The sequence below is a fragment of the Pseudomonas sp. B7 genome, from assembly GCF_016735645.1.
In the GTDB taxonomy this organism is placed as follows: domain Bacteria; phylum Pseudomonadota; class Gammaproteobacteria; order Pseudomonadales; family Pseudomonadaceae; genus Aquipseudomonas; species Aquipseudomonas glycinae.
Window position 1 is genome coordinate 1 of sequence record NZ_JAERRE010000021.1, and the last position, 20,796, is coordinate 20,796.

At 61.2% G+C, this 20,796-nt stretch carries 13 protein-coding genes; 6 read left to right on the plus strand and 7 right to left on the minus strand.

Going from position 1 to position 20,796, the window contains the following annotated elements:
- Window positions 1-378: 378 nt before the first annotated feature.
- Entirely contained in the window at window positions 379-1,335 is a 957-nt protein-coding gene (locus JKA62_RS28730) for a threonine dehydratase (RefSeq protein WP_011333653.1), read from the minus strand.
- A gap of 106 nt (window positions 1,336-1,441) precedes the next feature.
- On the opposite strand from JKA62_RS28730, the gene JKA62_RS28735 reads away from it, so the two are divergent.
- Both JKA62_RS28735 and yghU read left to right on the plus strand, forming a co-directional pair.
- Window positions 1,442-2,278 (plus strand): helix-turn-helix transcriptional regulator, encoded by an 837-nt coding sequence (locus tag JKA62_RS28735; protein ID WP_011333652.1) that lies wholly within the window; start codon window positions 1,442-1,444, stop codon window positions 2,276-2,278.
- 170 nt (window positions 2,279-2,448) lie between these two features.
- Window positions 2,449-3,288, plus strand: coding sequence for a glutathione-dependent disulfide-bond oxidoreductase (yghU, locus tag JKA62_RS28740; protein WP_011333651.1), 840 nt, complete (start codon window positions 2,449-2,451; stop codon window positions 3,286-3,288).
- Between the two features lie 54 nt (window positions 3,289-3,342).
- Here yghU and JKA62_RS28745 read toward each other — a convergent pair whose 3' ends face one another.
- The 3 genes from JKA62_RS28745 to JKA62_RS28755 are packed head-to-tail and all read right to left on the minus strand — an operon-like array spanning window position 3,343 to window position 5,655.
- Window positions 3,343-3,834, minus strand: coding sequence for a DUF2269 family protein (locus JKA62_RS28745; protein WP_201820521.1), 492 nt, complete (start codon window positions 3,832-3,834; stop codon window positions 3,343-3,345).
- Between the two features lie 2 nt (window positions 3,835-3,836).
- Window positions 3,837-4,964, minus strand: coding sequence for a saccharopine dehydrogenase family protein (locus JKA62_RS28750; protein ID WP_108561300.1), 1,128 nt, complete (start codon window positions 4,962-4,964; stop codon window positions 3,837-3,839).
- Between the two features lie 49 nt (window positions 4,965-5,013).
- Window positions 5,014-5,655, minus strand: coding sequence for a LysE family translocator (locus JKA62_RS28755; protein WP_108561297.1), 642 nt, complete (start codon window positions 5,653-5,655; stop codon window positions 5,014-5,016).
- Between the two features lie 155 nt (window positions 5,656-5,810).
- Between JKA62_RS28755 and glcD the strand changes: the two genes are divergently transcribed.
- The 4 genes from glcD (at window position 5,811) to JKA62_RS28775 (ending at window position 11,337) form a co-directional block, all read left to right on the plus strand.
- On the plus strand, window positions 5,811-7,310 hold the full coding sequence (glcD, locus tag JKA62_RS28760; protein ID WP_201820524.1) for a glycolate oxidase subunit GlcD: 1,500 nt from the start codon (window positions 5,811-5,813) through the stop codon (window positions 7,308-7,310).
- Entirely contained in the window at window positions 7,310-8,374 is a 1,065-nt protein-coding gene (gene glcE / locus JKA62_RS28765) for a glycolate oxidase subunit GlcE (protein ID WP_201820527.1), read from the plus strand. The genes glcD and glcE overlap by 1 nt, the downstream gene beginning before the upstream one ends.
- A 3-nt stretch (window positions 8,375-8,377) precedes the next feature.
- Window positions 8,378-9,610, plus strand: coding sequence for a glycolate oxidase subunit GlcF (gene glcF / locus JKA62_RS28770; RefSeq protein WP_201820530.1), 1,233 nt, complete (start codon window positions 8,378-8,380; stop codon window positions 9,608-9,610).
- Window positions 9,611-10,566: 956 nt separating this feature from the next.
- Window positions 10,567-11,337 carry a helix-turn-helix transcriptional regulator gene (locus JKA62_RS28775; protein ID WP_201820533.1) on the plus strand — a complete coding sequence of 257 codons (771 nt, stop codon included), beginning with the start codon at window positions 10,567-10,569 and terminating at the stop codon, window positions 11,335-11,337.
- A gap of 65 nt (window positions 11,338-11,402) precedes the next feature.
- Here JKA62_RS28775 and JKA62_RS28780 read toward each other — a convergent pair whose 3' ends face one another.
- From JKA62_RS28780 to JKA62_RS28790, 3 genes are all read right to left on the minus strand, one after another.
- Window positions 11,403-13,358, minus strand: coding sequence for a MacB family efflux pump subunit (locus JKA62_RS28780; RefSeq protein WP_011333643.1), 1,956 nt, complete (start codon window positions 13,356-13,358; stop codon window positions 11,403-11,405).
- A 2-nt stretch (window positions 13,359-13,360) separates the two neighbouring features.
- Complete coding sequence (macA, locus tag JKA62_RS28785) at window positions 13,361-14,509, minus strand: macrolide transporter subunit MacA (RefSeq protein WP_011333642.1); 1,149 nt, start codon at window positions 14,507-14,509, stop codon at window positions 13,361-13,363.
- 66 nt (window positions 14,510-14,575) lie between these two features.
- Window positions 14,576-20,796 (minus strand): non-ribosomal peptide synthetase (locus JKA62_RS28790; RefSeq protein WP_201820535.1); only part of this gene is annotated, 6,221 nt, incomplete at its 5' end.

The window sequence follows — 20,796 nt, forward strand, 5'->3', positions numbered from 1 at the left end:
TTCAACCACTTGCGCTTCCGATCTCTCGTTAGCGGGAGGCGAATTCTACAGCGTTACACGCTGCTGTCAACACCTCTTTTCTCCGCTTTCGACCGAGAAGATCGAACCGTTGAAAGCACCCAAAAAACCGGAACTTCCAACTCCTTCCAGGCTTCGATGAACTGAAGCGACCCGCTTCGAAACCTACTTAACTCATTGAATATCAAGGAGTTTTCCGTTTCGACTGCGCCGGAAGTGGGGCGAATTATAGAGACTCAGAATCTGCCGTCAACCCTTAATTTGCTTTTTCTATCAAGAAATGAAAAAGGCCGCTTCTATGTTAGACGCGAACGAATTGCTGTCAGTGAATGCCAAGCCCGCCAACCAGCACATCAGCAATCAACCAATCACCTTTGCATACACCGATCGGTCAATATTCCCTCCGGACAGAACCACCCCGACCTTTTTCCCCTCCATCCTCCCCCGATCCTGCATCAACGCCGCCAACGCTGCGGCACCCGCGCCCTCCGCAAGATTGTGGGTGTCGGTGTAATACACGCGCATGGCTTCGGCAATCTCAACTTCGCTGACCGAGAGAATCCTCGCCGCCCCTTCTTTATAGATATCGAACGCCTGCGCAATCGGCTTGCGAACAGCCAAACCATCCGCGAACGTATTCGCCGAAGCGGTTTCGCAAATCGCGTTCGCTTCAAACGACAGCTTGGCGGCCGCGGCCTCTGTCGACACCACCCCCACCACTTCGGTATTCAGTCCTAGGGCGTCGCGGGCAGCGATCACACCACAGATCCCCGATCCGCAACCAATGGGCACGTAAACCGTATCCAGATCCGGCGCCGCACCGAACAGCTCCAGCGCATAGGTCGCTACGCCCTTGACCAGTTCAACGTGAAACGGTGGCACCAGAAAAAGGTCGTGCTTCTGTGCCAGGCGCGCCGCCTCTTCACGAGCCTCGTCAAAATCGCGCCCGTATTCGACCACTTCACCACCAAAGCCACGCATGGCGTTGTTCTTCTCCAGCGAGTTGCCCTGCGGCACCACGATCAACGCTTTCAGTCCCACGGCCCGCGCCGCCAGCGCCAGACTCTGACCGTGATTGCCACGTGTCGCAGAAACGATGCCTTTGACAGTCGGATGCTCACGACGCAGCCAGTGCATAAAGGTAATACCGCCACGCACTTTGAAGGCGCCGGTCGGCGTGTGGTTTTCATGCTTGACCCAAACGGTGCAGCCCAACCGCTCGGCGAGCAATGGCCAACGGTATTGGGCGGTGGCCGACATCACCTGATAAACCTGGCGGGCGGCGTTTTCGATGTCGTCGCGAGTGAATACGTGCATATAAGTGGCTCCTTGGACGTTGGCCCAGTCTAGGCACGGACGCATCACGTCGGCTTTCAAAAAACCGACCTGACTTTTACCCGCCCCCTTCACTACTATTGCGTTCATGAGCCCTCGAAACCGTCGCCATCCCATAACCGTTGATGAACCGATACGTCGTGTCGAAGCCGGCCCGTGGGCGATCGAGCTGCTGCCGGGCGCAGCCTACTCGGTGCGGTACGTGGCGACCCAATCAGCGATCGGCTTTGCCTTCGACAGCCAGCGCGGCGTGCACGCCATTGGTACTGACCGGATACGCCCCTTCGATGCGATGCCCAATGGCCTGGCGTTTGTTCCGGCTGGATGTGACGTGTTGTCCGAGTCACCCACGGGCGGCGAGTACCTGCGAGTGATACGCACGGACGGCACGGCACTGGCGGGAGACAGTGCGTTCAACAATCGCATCGACCCGCAGGCCATTCACCTCGCGTCGCGAATGCGCAATGCGCTGTTGCAAGCCTCTCTGGATGATGACTGGGAAAGCTGGGCGCTCAACCTGGCTGAACGGGTTGAGGGCCATGAGGCGGCAATGCATCAAGGCTCGATCACCGGCAGCCGAATGCGCCTGCTGGATGAATTCATTGACGCCGGTCTCGGCAGCCCGCTCGCCGTCCCGGCGATGGCGCAATTGCTGGAGTTGTCCGAAGGTTATTTCATGCGCGCCTTCAAGCAGGCGACCGGCAAAAGCCCTCACAGTTACCTGATCGACAGACGCCTGGCCAAAGCCCGAGCGTCAATGCGCGATACAACGGCCAGCCTCTCGCAGATAGCCCTCGCTTGCGGTTTCAACTCGCAGGCGCATATGACCACAGCCTTCAAACAGCGCCTCGGCGTGAGTCCGGCGCAATTGCGCACAGATTCGCGCCATAGCTCTGCTACCGACAAACAACATTCTTCTATATAGAAGAAGCGGCCAGAAACCCGGCACCTGCCGGGCTTGTTTTTTACCCAAACCATTTCAGCGAACAACCAGTGGCATTCAAACGCCCTTGTATGGTGTCCTGTTCGACAAGAGCCAGACACACTCCCGGTCCGGCTCACGTCATCCAGCATACAACCGATGAGGTCCGTTTCATGAGTAAGGCGCCCTACGCTCCACCCAAGGTCTGGAAACACATCGCTCCGTCCGGCGGCCAGTTCGCCAGCATCAATCGCCCGATTGCCGGGCCGACGCACGACAAGACGCTGCCAGTCGGCAAACATCCGTTGCAGTTGTATTCACTGGCCACGCCCAACGGCGTGAAAGTGACCATCCTGCTCGAGGAGCTGCTGGCGCTCGGACACACCGGCGCCGAGTACGACGCCTGGCTGATCCGCATCAATGAGGGCGATCAGTTCTCCAGCGGCTTTGTCGAGATCAACCCCAATTCGAAAATTCCGGCGTTGCTGGATCGCAGCGTAGAACCGGCCATTCGCGTCTTCGAATCCGGCTCGATCCTGCTCTATCTGGCGGAAAAATTTGGCGCTTTCCTGCCCACCGACCTGGCGGGACGCACCGAAACCCTGAACTGGTTGTTCTGGCAGATGGGCTCGGCGCCGTATCTGGGCGGTGGCTTCGGGCATTTCTATGCGTATGCGCCGGACAAGCTCGAATACCCGATCAACCGGTTCACCATGGAAACCAAGCGGCAGTTGGACGTGCTTGATCGACGTCTGAGTGAAAGCCCTTTCCTCGCCGGCAACGACTACACCATCGCCGACATCGCGGTCTGGCCTTGGTACGGGCAATTGGTGCGCAACAACGTGTACTCCGCCGCCGAGTTCCTTTCTGCTCACGAATACACCCACGTGCAACGCTGGGCGCAAGAGATTGCCGAACGGCCTGCGGTGATTCGTGGCCAGCGCGTCAACCGGACGTGGGGCGATGAAGCGAGCCAGGTTGCGGAGCGGCATCAGGCGAGCGATCTGGATTAAGCTTCACCTGATACGACGCGACGTCCGGTGCGGGTGTATCGGGCGTTGCGTTCGCTACACCAACAGGTCGGCCCACTGCCCCGGCGTCATCTTCGTCACCATCAGCAGCACGATCACGAACATCCCCAGAAAACCGGCAACACCCATCCAGAACCACTTTCGATACACGCAGCGGTAGTCATCAGCGAGCCCTGCCCCAGTCTCGACTGCGCTTGAAGCCATCACGTACAAACGCTTCTGAAGCACTAAAACCGGCAACCAGAGCGAGCCGACGCACAGGAAAATGATCAAGGACGTCAGTACCCACTCCGTGGTCAAAGGCATTCCGGCAAGCCTGGTCAACCCGTATCCCGTAGCGACCTGAATAAAGCCCGCCGGTGTGGTGATCCAGGCGTCGAACCGTACGACCATTCTCGCCACGTGCGCGATCACCAGAGGGTTGGCTGTACGGCTCGCGGCGATCAGGTAGAGGTACGACCCCATGCCGAATCCGAACAGGAAAACCGCGGCGATGATGTGAATGTATTTGAGGCATAGGTAGAGCACGGTCAGTTCTGCCCGTCAGAGAAATGCATCGACAGGCTCAGATTCTGCGGATCGTTGATGGCCGCCATGTACTCGTCAACGCTGACCTCTCCTACACAAGGACGTGCGCCAGCCTCGGGCTGGTATCCCTGCGCGATTTTCGCGGCCAGGGCAACGGCTGCGCAGCTGGGGATTTCCGGTCCCTTGTCATTCCGGGCGGTGAGCTGCACCGTCATGGCCAGCGGTTTTCCGTCGATACCGAGTCCTGTCACGTCGATATACATTGCGCTTTTGCCATCACCGAATCGCTCGAACCAGGTCCCCCAACGATGAAGCCGCGCGGCCCAGGGAAGATGATCACGAAACGCACCAAACCTGCGGGCCAGCGCGAACAGACCGTTGGCCACACCACCCAGCTTCAGGCCCGCACCCGCCTTGAAACTCAAGGTTCCTGCGCCATAGCGTTTAGCGAAGATATCCATGTCCGGCACGTCGACATTCGCCAGCACCCGAACGCCCAGGTGAGGCATCTTGCGCAACGTCAGGTCCAGCCAGCCTGCCACCTCATGAACCTGGCCATTCCTGAGTTGCCTGATCGGCTTGCCGGCGTAGGCCAGAACACCTTCAACCGTCGACAGGCCCGGCATTTTCGCCGACGAGGAAATACCATGTTCGATCGAATCGATGCGGGAGAAGCGATGCCGCTGTTCATCGATAAGGGCCGATGAAAGTGTTGGCACCGAACTGCAACCGCTGAGAATCGCCACCCCGGCCTGTTTCGCGCGGGCATCGAGGATTCCGATGTCGTTGACGAATGTTCGGCAGTCGGACAAATCGCAATAATGCACACCCGCGCCGATGCAGCGCTCGGCAACCGCATAGGATTGCCCTTGAAACGGGCCGCCGGTGTGGATGACCAGTTGAATGTTCATCGATTTCAGAGCTGCGTCAAACCCGTCCCCCATCGCGTTGCAGCACCAACTCTCGCAGACAACGCCCGACCGGGCTTTCAGCTCGTCGACTTTGTGCGCCAGTTTCTGCGGATCGCGGCCTGAGATCACCAGCTCGATGTCAGGCATCTCAATCAAATGCCGACTGACAATGCTGCCGAAATTTCCATAACCGCCGACCACTAAAACCCTGAGTGCCACGCAATGCTTCCTTGAAATGGATGACTGATTTCAGTCGGACAGCTTTTACTTACGCGGCCTGCCGACGCATCGTCAGAATCGCAGCCCCGAAACCGATAAACGTAGTTCCCACAACCCGACTGACCCAGCGGGACAGCGCAGGCCGGGTCAGCACGCCCTTGGCCCGCGAGGCGAGCGCTGCATAAAGCGTCAGCGACGTCACCGACAACGCCATGAAAATCGAGGTGAGGATCAGAAACTGCGGCAGCAATGTCGCGCCCTGATCGATGAACTGAGGAAACAGTGCGGTGAAGAACATTGTCGCCTTGGGATTGGTCACGGCCGTCAGGAACGCTGACTTGTACAGTTTGCTGCGAGTAGGCCGGACCTTTTTCGACTCATCTTCAACGTGCTCCGGGAGCATCGAACCCTTTTTGAACAACTGCCGGATCCCGAGGTAGAACAGATAACCGGCACCGATGATTTTCACCGCGTTGAACAGCATTTCGGAGCTGGCCAGCAAGGCCCCAAGTCCCAGCATCGCTGCAGCCGAGAGGCAGAACAGGCCACTGGCATTGCCGAGGGATGACCAGATCGCACTGCGTTGACCATGGGCCAGGCTGTTGTTGATCGCCATCAGGGTCGCGGGCCCTGGGCTGGCGATCGCAATCGCGGCAACCAGGGTAAAGGCCAGAATCGAGTGAGAATCCATTTTCCATGCTCGTTGGGGTGAGGTGGCCGCATATTACAGGAGCGCGGGAGCCAACGGACCTCCGGCCGCTACGCTTTACTTCTCGGTGTCAGCAGCCCAATGATGGAAACCGGCACCGACCTCGAATAACGACAACGGAGGGTCGTCCAGCGATCATGAACATTCTCTACGACGAACAGGTCGACGGCGTTTTGCCCGACGTCGACAAGACTGCACTTCTGCAGGCCCTGCTGCACCAATGGCCAGTCCTGGAAGTGCTGCATCAGCGCGAAGAATTGAAGCCGTATGAATGCGATGGGCTGTCCGCCTATCGCACCACGCCGCTGCTGGTGGTACTGCCACGACATATCGATGAAGTTCAGGGCGTGTTGCGGATCTGCCACGAACGACGTGTGCCGGTGGTGGCCCGAGGCGCCGGGACCGGTTTGTCCGGCGGCGCCCTGCCGTTGGAAAAAGGCGTGTTGCTGGTGATGGCGCGCTTCAACAATATCCTGCAGATCGACCCCGAAGCCCGCACCGCGCGGGTTCAACCCGGTGTGCGCAATCTGGCGATCTCCCAGGCCGCGGCGCCGTTCGGGTTGTATTACGCGCCTGATCCTTCCTCGCAAATCGCCTGCTCCATCGGCGGCAATGTGGCGGAAAACGCCGGTGGCGTGCACTGCCTCAAATACGGACTGACCGTGCACAACCTGCTCAAGGTCGAGATCCTCAGTGTCGATGGCGAACGCCTAACGCTGGGGTTGGAGGCGCTGGACTCCCCCGGTTTCGACCTGCTGGCACTGTTCACCGGTTCCGAAGGCCTGCTCGGGGTGATTACCGAAGTCACGGTCAAGCTCTTGCCCAAACCGCAGACGGCCAAAGTGCTGCTGGCGGCATTCGACTCCGTGGAAAAGGCCGGCCGCGCAGTGGCCGACATCATCGCGGCCGGCATCATCCCCGGCGGCCTGGAAATGATGGATAACCTGGCGATTCGCGCGGCCGAAGACTTCATCCACGCCGGTTATCCGGTGGACGCCGAGGCGATTCTGCTCTGCGAGCTCGATGGCGTTGAAGCCGATGTCCACGATGATTGCACGCGGGTCCGGCAAGTGCTCGAGCACGCCGGCGCCACCGAGCTGCGCCAGGCCCGGGACGAGGCCGAGCGCGCGCGATTCTGGGCCGGACGCAAGAATGCCTTCCCCGCCGTAGGACGATTGTCGCCGGACTATTACTGCATGGACGGCACCATCCCGCGCCGCGAGCTACCCGGCGTACTGCATGCGATTGCTCAGCTTTCAGCTGAATATGGCTTGCGGGTTGCCAACGTCTTCCATGCCGGCGATGGCAACATGCATCCACTGATTCTGTTCGACGCCAATCAGCCCGGCGAACTCGAACGTGCCGAAGCGCTGGGTGGCAAGATCCTCGAACTGTGCGTGAAGGTCGGCGGCAGCATCACCGGCGAACACGGCGTGGGCCGGGAAAAAATCAACCAGATGTGCGCGCAGTTCAACCGTGATGAGCTGAACCTGTTCCACGCCGTGAAAGCAGCCTTCGACCCCGGAGGCCTGCTCAATCCCGGCAAAAACATTCCGACCCTGCATCGCTGCGCCGAATTCGGTGCCCTGCACGTACACCATGGGCAATTGCCCTTCCCCGAACTGGAGCGGTTCTGATGGGCGATACCAAGGATTTCGATGACAGCGCCGCGCTGCTCGAACAGGTCAACCGAGCACTGGAAAACGCTACGCCACTGTGCATCCAGGGCGCCAACAGCAAGGCGTTTCTCGGACGCATCGTCGGTGGCGAGATTCTCGACACCCGCGCCCATCGCGGCATCGTCAGCTACGACCCGACCGAACTGGTGATCACCGCACGCTGCGGTACCCCGCGGGCAGAATTGCTGGCCGTACTGGACGCCTCGCAACAGATGCTGGCGTGCGAACCACCCGCCTTCGCTGACGACGCCACGGTCGGCGGCATGATCGCCACGGGCCTGTCCGGGCCGCGGCGGCCGTGGTCAGGATCGGTGCGCGATTTCGTGTTGGGCACGCGGATCATCACGGGTCATGGCAAGCATCTGCGCTTCGGCGGCGAGGTCATGAAGAACGTCGCCGGCTACGACTTGTCGCGCCTGATGACCGGCAGTTACGGCTCGCTGGGAGTCATCACCGAAGTCTCGCTCAAGGTGCTGCCCAAACCGCGCGCGTGCCTGAGCCTCAGCCTCGAAATGACCAGCGAACAAGCCCTGCAGCGCTTGGCCGAATGGGGCCAGCAACCGTTGCCGATCAGCGCCGCGTGTCACGATGGCCAGCAATTGCGCTTGCGTCTGGAGGGTGGCGAAGGTTCAGTGGCGGCCGCCCATGATCGCCTTGGCGGCGAGTTGATCGACAGTTCGTTCTGGGCCGACCTCAACGAACAACGCCTGGGCTTCTTCGATGAAGACCAACCGCTCTGGCGCCTGTCCGTGCCACTCAACACACCGCTGCTGAACCTGCCCGGCGAGCAGTGGCTTGACTGGGGCGGCGCGCAACGCTGGCTCAAATCGACAGCCGAAGCGACGGTCATTCGCAAAGTGGTCGGCGAAGTCGGCGGGCATGCGACCTGCTACAGCCACGGTCTGATCAATGAACCATTCCATCCTCTGGCGCCCGCCCTGCTGCACTATCACCGCCAACTCAAACGACAACTCGACCCCCGGGGCATTTTCAACCCCGGGCGACTGTACGCGGAGCTTTGAGCCATGCAGACCACCCTTAGCCCGCAAGCCCGACAACTGCCCCGCGCCGAAGAGGCCGAAAGCATCCTGCGCACGTGCGTTCATTGCGGATTCTGCAACGCGACCTGCCCGACTTATCAATTGCTCGGCGATGAACTGGACGGCCCGCGGGGACGCATCTATTTGATCAAACAGGTGCTTGAAGGCAACAAAGTCACGGCGAAAACCCAGCAACACCTGGATCGCTGCCTGTCGTGCCGTAACTGTGAAACCACCTGCCCTTCCGGCGTGGATTATCACAACCTGCTCGACATCGGTCGGGCAGTGGTCGACGCCGCCGTCCCGCGCCCGCTCGGGCAACGACTATTGCGTGAAGGGTTGCGAATCATCGTGCCCAATCCACGATTGTTCAAAGGGTTGGTCATTGGCGGTCAGATGTTCCAGGCGCTACTGCCCGATGCCCTGCAAGACAAACTGCCACGCGACGCGGTGATGCCCGCATCACGTCCCGTCATCCGCCATGCACGGCACGTGCTGATGCTGGAGGGTTGCGTGCAGCCGGGTTTGTCACCCAACACCAATGCAGCAGCGGCACGGGTGCTGGATCGTCTGGGCATCAGCGTGATCCCGGCCCGCGAGGCTGGTTGTTGTGGCGCGGTGGATTATCACCTCGACGCCCAGGCCTCCGGCCTTGACCGCGCCCGTCACAATATTGATGCGTGGTGGCCGGCCATCGAACAGGGTGCCGAAGCGATCGTGCAGACCGCCAGCGGTTGCGGTGCGTTCATCAAGGATTACGGGCATTTGCTCGGCGCTGATCCGGTCTACGCCGAGAAGGCAAGACGTGTCACCACGCTCGCCCGGGATCTGGTGGAAGTGCTAAGAGACGAACCGCTTGAATCCCTCGGCATCCACGCTGTTCAGCGCCTGGCCTTTCACTGCCCCTGCACCCTGCAGCACGCGCAGAAACTTGGCGGCGCGGTGGAGTCGGTGCTGACTCGACTGGGCTTTAGCCTCACGTCTGTGCCGGACGCACATCTGTGCTGTGGCTCGGCGGGCACCTACTCGCTGACCCAGCCAACACTGGCCCGGCAGTTGCGCGAACAAAAACTCAATGCCCTGGAAAGCGGCCATCCGGACGTCATCGTCACCGCCAATATCGGCTGTCAGACACACCTCGACGGTGCGGGGCGCACGCCGGTCCGGCACTGGATCGAGTTGGTGGATGCCGCGTTGCCTTCGGTTACCGAGGCGTAGGATCGCTGTCGAGGGCCAAACGATGGGCGAAAAAAAACCGCCTTTGCGGGGCGGTTTTTTCGACAAACCTCAGTTTGCGGCTGGGGCTTGATGGCTCACGGACAACACTGACGTGCGGGAATACTATTAATCTTTGGTTTTCGTTGCAACGTTATTTTGCGTGTATTTAACGATGATCTGCTCATACAAAGGCAGACCTGCAGGCCCTTTAACACACCAGATCATGCTGGCAGAAATAACGAATTACAAAACACACAGAGTCTTTTTCCAGGAACCTCAAAATCACGCCATGAGACCGGTTAATATGCCCGAGCTCACTCGACAGTGTATCTGTGAGGCTTGGCTGGAACCATAACGGTTTCATGCCCTTCGACACGGTTTTGCACCCGTGCCGGAATGATGGCTCGGAGGGATCACAACCGGCCGCCTCATGGATAACACTGACGTGCTTGTCCGAAGGCAAACATGATCCGGTAAGTGCGCTGGAGGTTTGGCCCCCGACCTGGAGGCCAAAACGTATGAAGCTGTTGCTGCGTACGCTGAGCCTCGTATGGAGATCGTTTCAAGCGTTCCGCTTTTACGAATTCCTGCGAGACCATTTCAACGACCTGAAGTAACCGGTCGTTGATACGGGAAGAAGCCCGTTTCAGTTTCGGCTGAAACGGGCTTTTTTACGCCTATAAATAGCTGTCATAAGTAGGATTCCTCTTAAAGTCTCTGTAGGACATTTCATTGATCACTTCGAAGACCTACGAACTAATTACCGCGATACAGGCAGCACCCTTCGCGCCACGCCACTCAGGCTGGTTATGAGCTAATAGCCCCTTCATTAAACCGTCGCTCAAACGTTGTACTAGGATAGGATCCAATTTCCCGTTTTGTTGTCGCCGGCCAAGGACATCAGCCGGAGAATCGGGAAAGCGCAATTCCCCCATTGCTACTCATGGATGAAACACATGAACTCACATCTGTTCCCTCACATCGGCAAGGTCATTGCCAGTACCGGCAGCCGGCATTTTCCGCGGATGCTGCATGACCTGATTCTCACCCAACTGGCCGTGGATGCCACACATATCCGGCAGATGCGCGTGGAGCCGGTCGGACGTGCGCAACCGCGCAGCGAGCCTGAATGCCCCAAAGAGGCGACGCTGACGGCCGAGACGGTGTATTCCGAACTGAGCACCGATCCCGGCAACAGTGACGTGCCCGCCCCCGAACCCTCCACGGTCACCGATGCGTCGCAGCTGCACCTGACCCGGCGCAAGGACGGTTACAGTTATGTGATTTCCGTGTACCGCTGCGGGCCGTCGAAGCGATTTTCCGCCCGGGAGCGCAGCCTGTTGCAGGACATCTCCCCGGTGTTGCTGCCGATGGTGGAAAAGCACATCCACGCGCTGCAACCGGCGAATGCGGATCCCGAGGCGCAAGCCGCGGCGACCGAAGCCTCGCTGCAAGGCTTGGAAACCCTGCGATTGCGCTTTTGCGAGCGCGTGCAGCAACTGGGCCTGAGCCTGTCGAACCGTGAGATGGAAGTGTGCGTCGGCCTGCTTGCCGGCCGCACCGCGCCTGAACTGGCCGAGCGACTGCAACTGAAGGTCAACACCGTCGAGAGCTACCTCAAGCGTGCCGCCATCAAACTGGGGATCAGCGGTCGCCATTCGCTGATGCGCTGGATGTATTCACCTGAAGACTGCCCGGCCGCCTGCGACCCGTCCAACGCGGCCTGATCGTTCGCACGCCTGTAAGGAAACCGCCATCCTGCCAGGAACGGCGGTTTTTTCATGCCCGCCGGTCAGTCCCGCGCCAACGCCTCGATCGGGTCGAGCCGCGACGCATTGCGTGCCGGCACAAAGCCGAACACGATGCCGATCAGCGTCGAGCAGATCACCGCCGTGAGCACCGAGGTCAGCGAGAACACCATTTCCCACTCCTTGATGAACAACGAGAACAAATGGCCGATGGCGTAACTCAGCGAAATACCGATGGCCCCACCGAGCAGACAGACCATCACCGCCTCCACCAGAAACTGCTGACGGATGTCCGACTGCCGCGCCCCCACCGCCATGCGGATACCGATTTCACGAGTACGCTCGGTGACCGACACCAGCATGATGTTCATCACCCCGATGCCCCCGACCACCAGAGAAATCACCGCAATCAGCGATAACAACAGTGCCAGCGAGCGGCTGGTTTTCTGCACGGTCTGCATCACGCTGTCGAGGTTGTTGGTAAAGAAATCCTTGGTGCCGTGACGCTGCAGCATCAGTTTGTTGACGTTGTCTTCCACCACTTTGCTCGGCTGGCCGTCCTTGATCCGCACACTGATGCTGTCCAGATAACGCTGTCCCAATAGCCGCCCGGCCGCGGTTTCATAAGGCACCCAGACATTCAAAGACTTGCTCGAGGAGAAGATGTTCTTGTTCTCCGCCGCCACACCGATCACGGTGCACGGCAGGTTGCCGATCAGGATCACCTGCCCCAACGGATCGACGCCCTCGCCGAACAACCGATGGCGGGTGTTGTGATCGATCACCACCACCTGAGCCTGGCGCCGGGCATCGCTTTCGCTGAACGGGATGCCCGACTCCATCTTGATTCCGCGCACCTGGAAGTACAGATCGCTGACGCCGTTGACCTGCGCATCGAGGTCGATATTGCGATAGCGCAGCAACAGATTGCGCCCGACCACCGGCGTGGCGCTGTCGACGTAGTACAGCTGGTTGAGCGCCGTCACATCCGCCGGCACCAGGGTTTCGATGGCCGCCGAGCGGCTGTCGCCGAAACTGGTGCCGGAGTAGATATCGATGGTGTTGCTGCCGATGGCCTGGATGTCCTTCAGCACATAGCGCTTGGCCCCTTCGCCGATGGCCGAGATCGACACCACCGAAGTGATGCCGATGACGATCCCGAGCATGGTCAGCAAGGTACGCATCCGATGGGAAATCAGCGCGACCCAGGCCATGTTGAAGGCTTCCTTGAACAACCCGAGGCTGGCCACCAGACGCCGCGCTGCCGTGGATTTGGGCACCGCGTCCTCATTGCTCAATGCCGCGGTGTCGCGCTCGTTGCGGCGGTCGCTGAGGATTTCGCCGTCGCTGACTTCGATGATGCGCTCGGCGTTGGCCGCGACCTTGGGGTCGTGAGTCACCAGAATCACCGTGTGCCCGGCCGCGTGCAGCTCCAGCAGGATGCGCATCACCTCCTTGCCGCTGGTGGTATCGAGGGCGCCGGTGGGCTCATCCGCGAGGATCACTTCCCCGCCGTTCATCAGCGCACGGGCGATACTGACCCGCTGCTGCTGACCGCCCGATAGCTGGCTCGGGCGGTGCGTCAGGTGCCCTTCCAGCCCAAGGCGCGCCAACAATTCACGGGCCCGGGCATGACGCTGTGGTTCCGGCGTGCCGGCGTAGATCGCCGGCATCTCGACGTTGTGCACCGCGCTCAAGTGCGGCAGCAAGTGGTAGCGCTGAAAGATAAAGCCGAAATAGTCGCGACGCAGTTCCGCCAGCGCCTGATTGTCCAGATCACGGGTTTCCCGACCGTTGATCCTGTAGCTGCCGGCGGTGGCGTAATCGAGGCAGCCGAGGATGTTCATCAGGGTCGATTTGCCGGAGCCCGAGGCGCCGATGATCGCGACCATTTCCCCGGCATGGATCGTCAGGTCGATATTCTTCAGCGCCAGAAATTCACGGTCGCCGGCAGTGAAACTGCGGCTGATGCCGGTCAGTTGCAGCAGAGGTTCGCTCATGCTCATGCCCCTGCCACTTTCGTCACCGGATCACCGATCACCACCCGGTCGCCTTCGGCCAGGCCGTCGTTGACCTGCACCTTGACGTTGTTGTTGATCCCGGTCTGGACATTGCGCGACTGCGCCTGGCCTTTGGCATCCAGCACTCGCACCGGGAAACTGCCATCGTTGTTGCGCGGGCCCAGCGCCGCTACCGGAATCGTCAGCACCGATTTGGCGGTGTCGAGCACCACCCGCACCTGGGCCGTCATGGAGATGCGCAAGCGGTGATCAGGATTGGGCACGTCGAACAGCGCGTTGTAGAACACCGCCGTGTTCTGCTTCGGTGTCCCGGCTGGCGGCGCTTCAAGGAAGTTCTGCGGCGCAGGGTCGGTGCCGCGCAGCTTGCCGTAATAACGCTTGTCCTCGCCCAGAATGGTGAAATACACCTCTTGCCCCGGTGCGATATGAATGACGTCGGCCTCCGACACCTGAGCCTTGACGGTCATGGTGTCCAGATCCGCCAGTTTCAGCAGAACCGGCGCCAGTTGGCTGGCAATCACGGTCTGGCCTTCCTGGGTGACGATGCCCACCACGTCGCCATCGATGGGCGCGACGATCCGCGTGTAGGCCAGATTGACCTTGGCCGTGTCGATCTGGATGTGCGCACTCTTGATCTGTGCATCCAGCGACATCAGGTTGGCCTGCTGCACTTCATAGTTCGATTGCGCGGTTTCGAAATCCTGCCGCGAGATCGAGGCGTCCTCCTGCAGATTCTGATAGCGCTCGTAAATCGCCTTGGTCTGGCGTAACTGAGCCTGAGTCGCCCGTCGCTGGGCTTGCAGGTTTTCTTCATCGACCTGAGCCTGGCGCAGCGTGTTCTGCAGCACCAGCGGGTCGATTTCCGCCAGCCACTGACCCTTCTTGACCTTGTCGCCAACCTTGACCTTGAGCGACTTCAACTGCCCCGAGACCTGGGCACCGACGTCCACCTGCTTGATGCCCTCCAGCAAACCGGTGGCGAGCACCGCGTTTTCAATGTCGCCACGTTCGACCGTGGCGGTCAGGTATTGCGGTGCTTCGGCCGGCGCCTGCACCGTGTAGAACACCAACCCGGCCACCAGCGTCAACGCGACTCCCAGACCGACTTTGCGCAACTTCGACTGTTCCATAAATGACCACAATTCCGTTCAGGGTTGAGCCCGGCCAGCGGCCGGGTTCCAGGATAAAAACTTCAATCAGGACAACACTTGACCCGCCGCCACCGTCAACCCGTCATGCCACCACGCCGCAAGACTGAAGACGTTGGGCGCCTTGAGAATCGTGAAGTGGTTGCCGGGGCCGTACCACACCGCCAGATCCCTGGCCTCGCGCTGCCAGCCTTCGAGCATCGCCGCCTGCTCGCGCTGATTGCCCGATGCGTCCAGCGTCGGGTCATCCACCAGCGCCAGACGCACCGGCCCGGTGTAGGCCAGAGCCGGTCGATAAACCGTGCGCAGCGCGGTGGCGAAGGTGCGTACCGGGCCCTGCATCGCATCGGATGACGCGCGTTCGGACAGCACACCCGCATGCACCATCCCGTCATGCAGCAGGCGCATTTGCGTGCTCTCGTCGGCTTCGGCAAAGGCCAGCGCATCAATGCCCAGAGACTTGCCGCTGGACAAGTGCAGCGATTCGATCAGTCGCATCAGCGCTGCCGTGGTGGTGTAAGGCTTGCCCACCACACTGTTACCGCCTGGTGATTCACTGTCGATCAGGGTCAGGGACGCCACCTCGCGCCCCGCCGCCTGCAACTGCGCCGCCATGGCGTAAGCCACCCAACCACCGAACGAATGCCCGATCAGGTGCACCGGTCCTTGCGGGTACAACTGCTCAAGCGCCCGCAGGTAAAACGTGGCGGCGCTTTCGACCCGGCTGTGCGGCACGGTGGCGCCGTCGAGGCCCCGGGGTTGCAGCCCGTAGATCGGCCACTCCGGCCCCAGCGCCTCGGTCAGATGGATGAACCCGGTGACACTGTCGCCGGCCCCCGGCACACAGAAAATCGGCGCATGCCCGGCGTGACCGGTCTGGATCGTCAGCAGCGGCTGATAGGCTCGGGATTCCATGGCTGTCGAAGCCTGCACTGCCTGACTGAGCGCCTGACCGAGCACGTGCACATGCGGCGCCTGCATCATGCTCTGGTGATCGCCCGGCACATCGATACAGTGCAACAGCGTGGATGCAATCTCGTCCGACCAGCCCAGAGTCGGGTGACGACGAGACAACTCCGTCGGATGCTCCTGCGCCCGGAACAGGTGCAGCGGCAAGCCCAATGGATTGATCCGGTAGTGCGCCAGCGCATGCCCGTGGGCGACCTCACGGTCGAGGTAATGCCACAGATCCTCCGGTGTAGCGGCCGCCATGTCCGGGTGCAGCAATTGCTCTTCGCGGCAACGGCTCAACAGCGGCTGGAAGTCGATCTGCTCCAGCTCGGTCTGCAACACCGCCAGATGCGCCAGCGCGGCTTGTCCCGCCTCGCCGCGCGTGGCCCAGTACATCGTGCAATGCTGCAGCAACTGGCGCTTGTGCGCGTGCTCATCGCTCCAGCGCGCCTTGCCCTGATCGGTCAGGCGCGGCACGAAGCTATCGATCAGGCCAACGAAGGACACCGCCTCATCCATGCCGAGCAACTGCATCGCCACTTCATAGGCCAATACCCCGCCGAACGACCAGCCGGCCAGGCGATAAGGCCCTTGCGGCTGCACCGACCGGATGATGTCCACCATGCGTGCGGCGAGGCATTCCATGGTGCGCAGCGGTGCCTTGCCGAACGGAATACCCGGCAGACCGTAGACCGGGAAATCACCGTCGATGTGCAAACCCAGCGCCGGGAAGTAGGCGTCCAGTCCGCTGAACTCATGGACCAGGAACAACGGTGCGCCGGTGCCACCGGCACGCACCACGACCAGCCCATCGTTCTGTTGCTCTGCGCCTGTGCGCTGGCTGAGCACCGTGCCGAGCGACTCGATGCTGGCATGCTGGAACAGCTCGGCCAGCGTCACTTCCAGCCCGCTCTGCTGCATCAGGTTGACCAGACGAATCGCCAGCAGCGAGTGCCCGCCCAGTTCGAAGAAATTGTCGTGACGACCAACCTGTTCGACCTGCAACACCTCGGCCCACAGCTGCGCCAGGGTTTCCTCCAGCGGATTGGCCGGAGCCTCATAGACGCGGCTGAGCAGTGCGTCCTGCGCCGGTACCGGCAAGACTTTGCGGTCGACCTTGCCGTTGTTGTTCAGCGGCAACGCGTCGAGTTGCACCCAGGCCGAGGGCACCATGTATTCCGGCAGGCGTGCTTGCAGTTTCCCCCGCAAACTGGCGCTGTCGACGCCCTCTTCGGCAGTGAAATAGGCTACGAGGCGCAATGGTTCCTGGCCGTCCTGCCGCGCCAGCACGATGGCTTCCTTCACACCGTCGCAGTTCAGCAGGCGATTTTCGATTTCCCCCAGTTCGATGCGGAAGCCGCGAATCTTCACCTGATCGTCGTTACGGCCGATGCACTCCAGCTGACCCGGTGCCAGCCAGCGTGCGAGGTCGCCGGTGCGGTACAGGAGCGCTCCCGGTTGATCGCCGAACGGGTCTTGCAGGAATTTTTCGGCGGTCAGTTCCGGGCGATTCAGATAGCCCAGCGCTACGCCCTGGCCGCCGATGTACAACTCGCCGATCACGCCCATCGGCACCGGTTGCTGACGGGCGTCGAGCACATAGACCTGGGTGTTGGAGATCGGCCCGCCAATCGGCACGCTTTCGGCGGTTTCCGACACTTCGCGCACTTCAAACGTCGTGGCGTAGGTGGTGGTTTCGGTTGGGCCATAGCAGTGGATGATGCGCAGCTCCGGCGCCTCGGCGAGCAAACGGCGGAAGGCGGCCGGATCGGCGCGTTCACCGCCGCAGAGCACAATGCGCAGGCCCTTCAGTGCCTCGGGGATCAGTTGAACGTACTGGTTGAACAGCGCGGTGGTGACGAACAGGATCGTGGCGCCCGAGGCCGCCAATTCCTGTCCGAATGCGTGAGGATCAAGCAAGGTCGCGTGATCGATCACTACCACTCGCCCGCCGTTGAGCAACGGGCCCCAGACGTCCATCGTGCTGGCATCGAACGCCGGGTTGGAGGCAAATGCCACGCGATCCTGCGGATTGAAATCGGCATAGCCGTTGTTGATCACCAGCCGACCGATCGCCCGGTGCGGCACCATCACCCCTTTCGGCGTGCCGGTGGAACCGGAGGTGTACATGATGTAGGCCACGGATTCCGAAGACTGCGGCAGGTCCGGATTGTGCGGCGGTTGCGCATCGAGTTTCAGCGCATCGAGGTCGATCCGGCGCACGGCGTAATCAACCGTCTCAGTGCTGAAGGTCAGCAGCGCTTTCGCCCCACAGTCCTCGACCATGAACGCCTGACGCTCGGCCGGGGCGTTGATGTCCAGCGGCACATAAGCCGCCGCACATTTTCCGATGGCCAGTTGCGCGATCAGCAGATCCAGCGAACGCGGCAGAAGAATCGCCACAGGATCGCCCGGTTGAACACCTTGGCCGATCAAGTGATGGGCCAGACGATTGGCCCGCTCATTCAACTCAAAGTAGCTCAGCGATTGCGCACCATGCACCGCTGACACCGCTTGCGGATGCTTCGTCACCTGCTGTTCGAACAGACGATGAACCGTCAACGTCGCCGGGTAATCCCGTTGAGTGGCGTTGAAATCGACGAGCAATTGCCGCCGCTCATCCCGCGGCAGGATCGACAACTGATCGATGCCCAGTTGCGGCGTCCGCTCCAATGCCTGCAACAAACTGCCGACCGCAAGATCCATGTAGTCGCAGATCCGCCCGGCATCGATCCCGGACGTGGTCAACGCGGTCAGGCTGAAGTCTTCGCCCAGGTCATCGACGCTCAGGCTCAGGCGGTAGTTGCTGCGCTCTTCGGCATCGAGCAACTGCATGCCCTGCCATGCCGCCACGACCTCAGCGGACGGCGTGCCTCCGCCACCACTGTGGCGGTAATTGAACAACGCATTGAACAGTGACGCCCCCGGCGCCATGGCGCTGCAACGCTGCACCAATGCCAGCGGCGCGTGTTCGTGATGCAGCAAGCGGTTCAAGCGCTGATGGGTCGCCAGCACGGCCTCCCTCACCGATTGCCCGCCCAGATCGATGCGCAGCGGCAAGGTATTGATGAACACCCCCAGCGCCCGTTCGGCCCCTTCACCGCCATGCAACCGGCCGAGCAACACCGTGCCGAACACCACGTTTTCACGCCCCGACAGTTGCCCCAGCACGTTGGCCCAGGCCAGGTGCATCAAGCTCGCGGCACTGACGCCCAGACGTCTGGCCCTGGCCCTGACTCGCTGACTCAACGCGGTGTCCAGCAACCGTTGCACATGCCCGTTGCCGCTGTCCGCGACAGAGCTCTGGCCATACGGCAGGGTCGGTTCGTCAATGTCGCCAAGCATGTCACGGAAGAACGTCTCATGTTCCTCTTCGCTCAGCCCCGAGCGAGTACGAGCGACATAGGTGCGATAAGGCACCGGTTCGGCCAGTTGTCGCACCTGGCCGAGCAGGACCGCCTGCATCTCGTGGCGCAACACTTCCAGCGCAATGTGATCCATGACCAGGTGATGGAACAGCAACAGCGCCACCACGCGCCGATTGACCGCATCCCAGCCGTGCACCACGCGCATCAGTGGCGCCTGCGTGACGGCCATGCGGTATTGCCGGGCATCGAAGCGGTTGCGCAACTGGCTCAGCGCATCCACTTCAGCGGCGTCCAGTTCGACCGTTTCACACACCAGCGATGCCTGACGCCAGACCACTTGCACCGGCTCTTGCAGACCGTCCCAGAACAGCGACGTACGCAAAATGTCATGGCGCTCGATCACGGCCTGCAAGGCCTCGGCGAACACCCGCAGACGTGACTCATCGGCAAAGGCGAACTGCGCCTGCAACACATACGGATCGCCCTGTGGCGCCGACAAGTGATGGAACAGAATGCCGGCCTGCAACGGTGCCAACGGATAAATGTCCTGCACATTGGCCGCACCGCCGGGAATGCTGGCGACGATGCGGTCGATGGCGGGCTGATCCAGCGCAACCAGGGGCAGCATGTCCGGAGTGATGTGTTTGCAGTCCGGCGCGATACGGTTGGCCGGGACTTCGGTCTCTGTCTCATCGCCGACCGCGGCAGCCAGTGCAGCAAGCGTCGGTTGACTGAACAGCACGCGCACATCGGCGGCCAGACCGACATGGCGCATCCGCGCCACCAGATTGACAGCCATCAGCGAGTGCCCGCCCAACTCGAAGAAGTTGTCGTGGCGCCCTACTCGCTCCACGTTGAGCAGTTCGGCCCAGAGTCCGGCGAGGAGGATTTCCACCTCGCCGACCGGGGCTTCGTATTCGCGGGTGATGAGCGAGGCTTGATCCGGTGCCGGCAGGGCTTTGCGGTCGAGCTTGCCGTTCGGACTGAGCGGCAGAGCATCCAGATGCACAAATACCGCCGGCACCATGTAGTCCGGCAGGTGCTCCAGCAGGTGACCGCGCAACACGTCGATTTCCAGCCGGGCGCCGGTGTAATAGGCGACCAGACGCTTGTCCCCCGGCACATCTTCGCGGGCCAGCACCACGGCTTCCTGCACGCCGCTGATATCGGTCAGGCGTGACTGGATTTCCCCGAGTTCGATGCGCAGGCCTCGGATTTTCACCTGATCGTCGTTACGGCCCAGGTATTCGATGTTGCCATCGGCCAGATAACGGGCGAGGTCGCCGGTGCGGTACATCCTGCCGTTCGGCTTGAATGGATCGTTGAGGAAACGCTCGGCGCTCAGCTCTGGGCGATTCAGGTAACCGCGCGCCACTTGAACGCCACCGATGTACAACTCGCCGACCACGCCTTGCGGGACCGGTTGTTGCTGGGCATCAAGGATGTACAGGCGGGTGTTGGCGATCGGTTTGCCGATGGGCGTGTTGTCCGGCGTGGTTTCGATTGGTCCGGCGCAATCCCAGGCCGTAACGTCCACTGCTGCTTCGGTCGGGCCGTAGAGGTTATGCAATCCGCTACCCGGCAATTGCTGTTTGAAGCGCCGCACCAGACTGCCCGGCAACGCTTCACCGCTGCACATCACCTGACGCAGACCGTTGCAGCGCGCGGTGTCGCCATGGGCGAGGAACACGTCGAGCATCGACGGCACAAAGTGCAGTGTGGTGATGCGTTCGCGCTCGATCACTTCGCTCAGGTACAACGGATCCTTGTGCCCGCCCGGACGAGCCATGACCAGTCGCGCGCCGGTCATCAGCGGCCAGAAGAACTCCCAGACCGAAACGTCGAAGCTGAACGGCGTCTTTTGCAGCACTGAATCTTCAGCCGTCAGGCGATAGGCGTCCTGCATCCACAGCAAGCGGTTGACCACCCCGCTGTGCTCGTTGATCACGC

Coding starts and splice junctions, on each gene's coding strand:
- JKA62_RS28730 (WP_011333653.1), bottom strand. CDS start 1,335: ATGCACGTATTCACTCGCGACGACATCGAAAACGCCGCCCGCCAGGTT.
- JKA62_RS28735 (WP_011333652.1), top strand. CDS start 1,442: ATGAGCCCTCGAAACCGTCGCCATCCCATAACCGTTGATGAACCGATA.
- yghU (WP_011333651.1), top strand. CDS start 2,449: ATGAGTAAGGCGCCCTACGCTCCACCCAAGGTCTGGAAACACATCGCT.
- JKA62_RS28755 (WP_108561297.1), bottom strand. CDS start 5,655: ATGGATTCTCACTCGATTCTGGCCTTTACCCTGGTTGCCGCGATTGCG.
- glcD (WP_201820524.1), top strand. CDS start 5,811: ATGAACATTCTCTACGACGAACAGGTCGACGGCGTTTTGCCCGACGTC.
- glcE (WP_201820527.1), top strand. CDS start 7,310: ATGGGCGATACCAAGGATTTCGATGACAGCGCCGCGCTGCTCGAACAG.
- glcF (WP_201820530.1), top strand. CDS start 8,378: ATGCAGACCACCCTTAGCCCGCAAGCCCGACAACTGCCCCGCGCCGAA.
- JKA62_RS28775 (WP_201820533.1), top strand. CDS start 10,567: ATGAACTCACATCTGTTCCCTCACATCGGCAAGGTCATTGCCAGTACC.
- JKA62_RS28780 (WP_011333643.1), bottom strand. CDS start 13,358: ATGAGCGAACCTCTGCTGCAACTGACCGGCATCAGCCGCAGTTTCACT.
- macA (WP_011333642.1), bottom strand. CDS start 14,509: ATGGAACAGTCGAAGTTGCGCAAAGTCGGTCTGGGAGTCGCGTTGACG.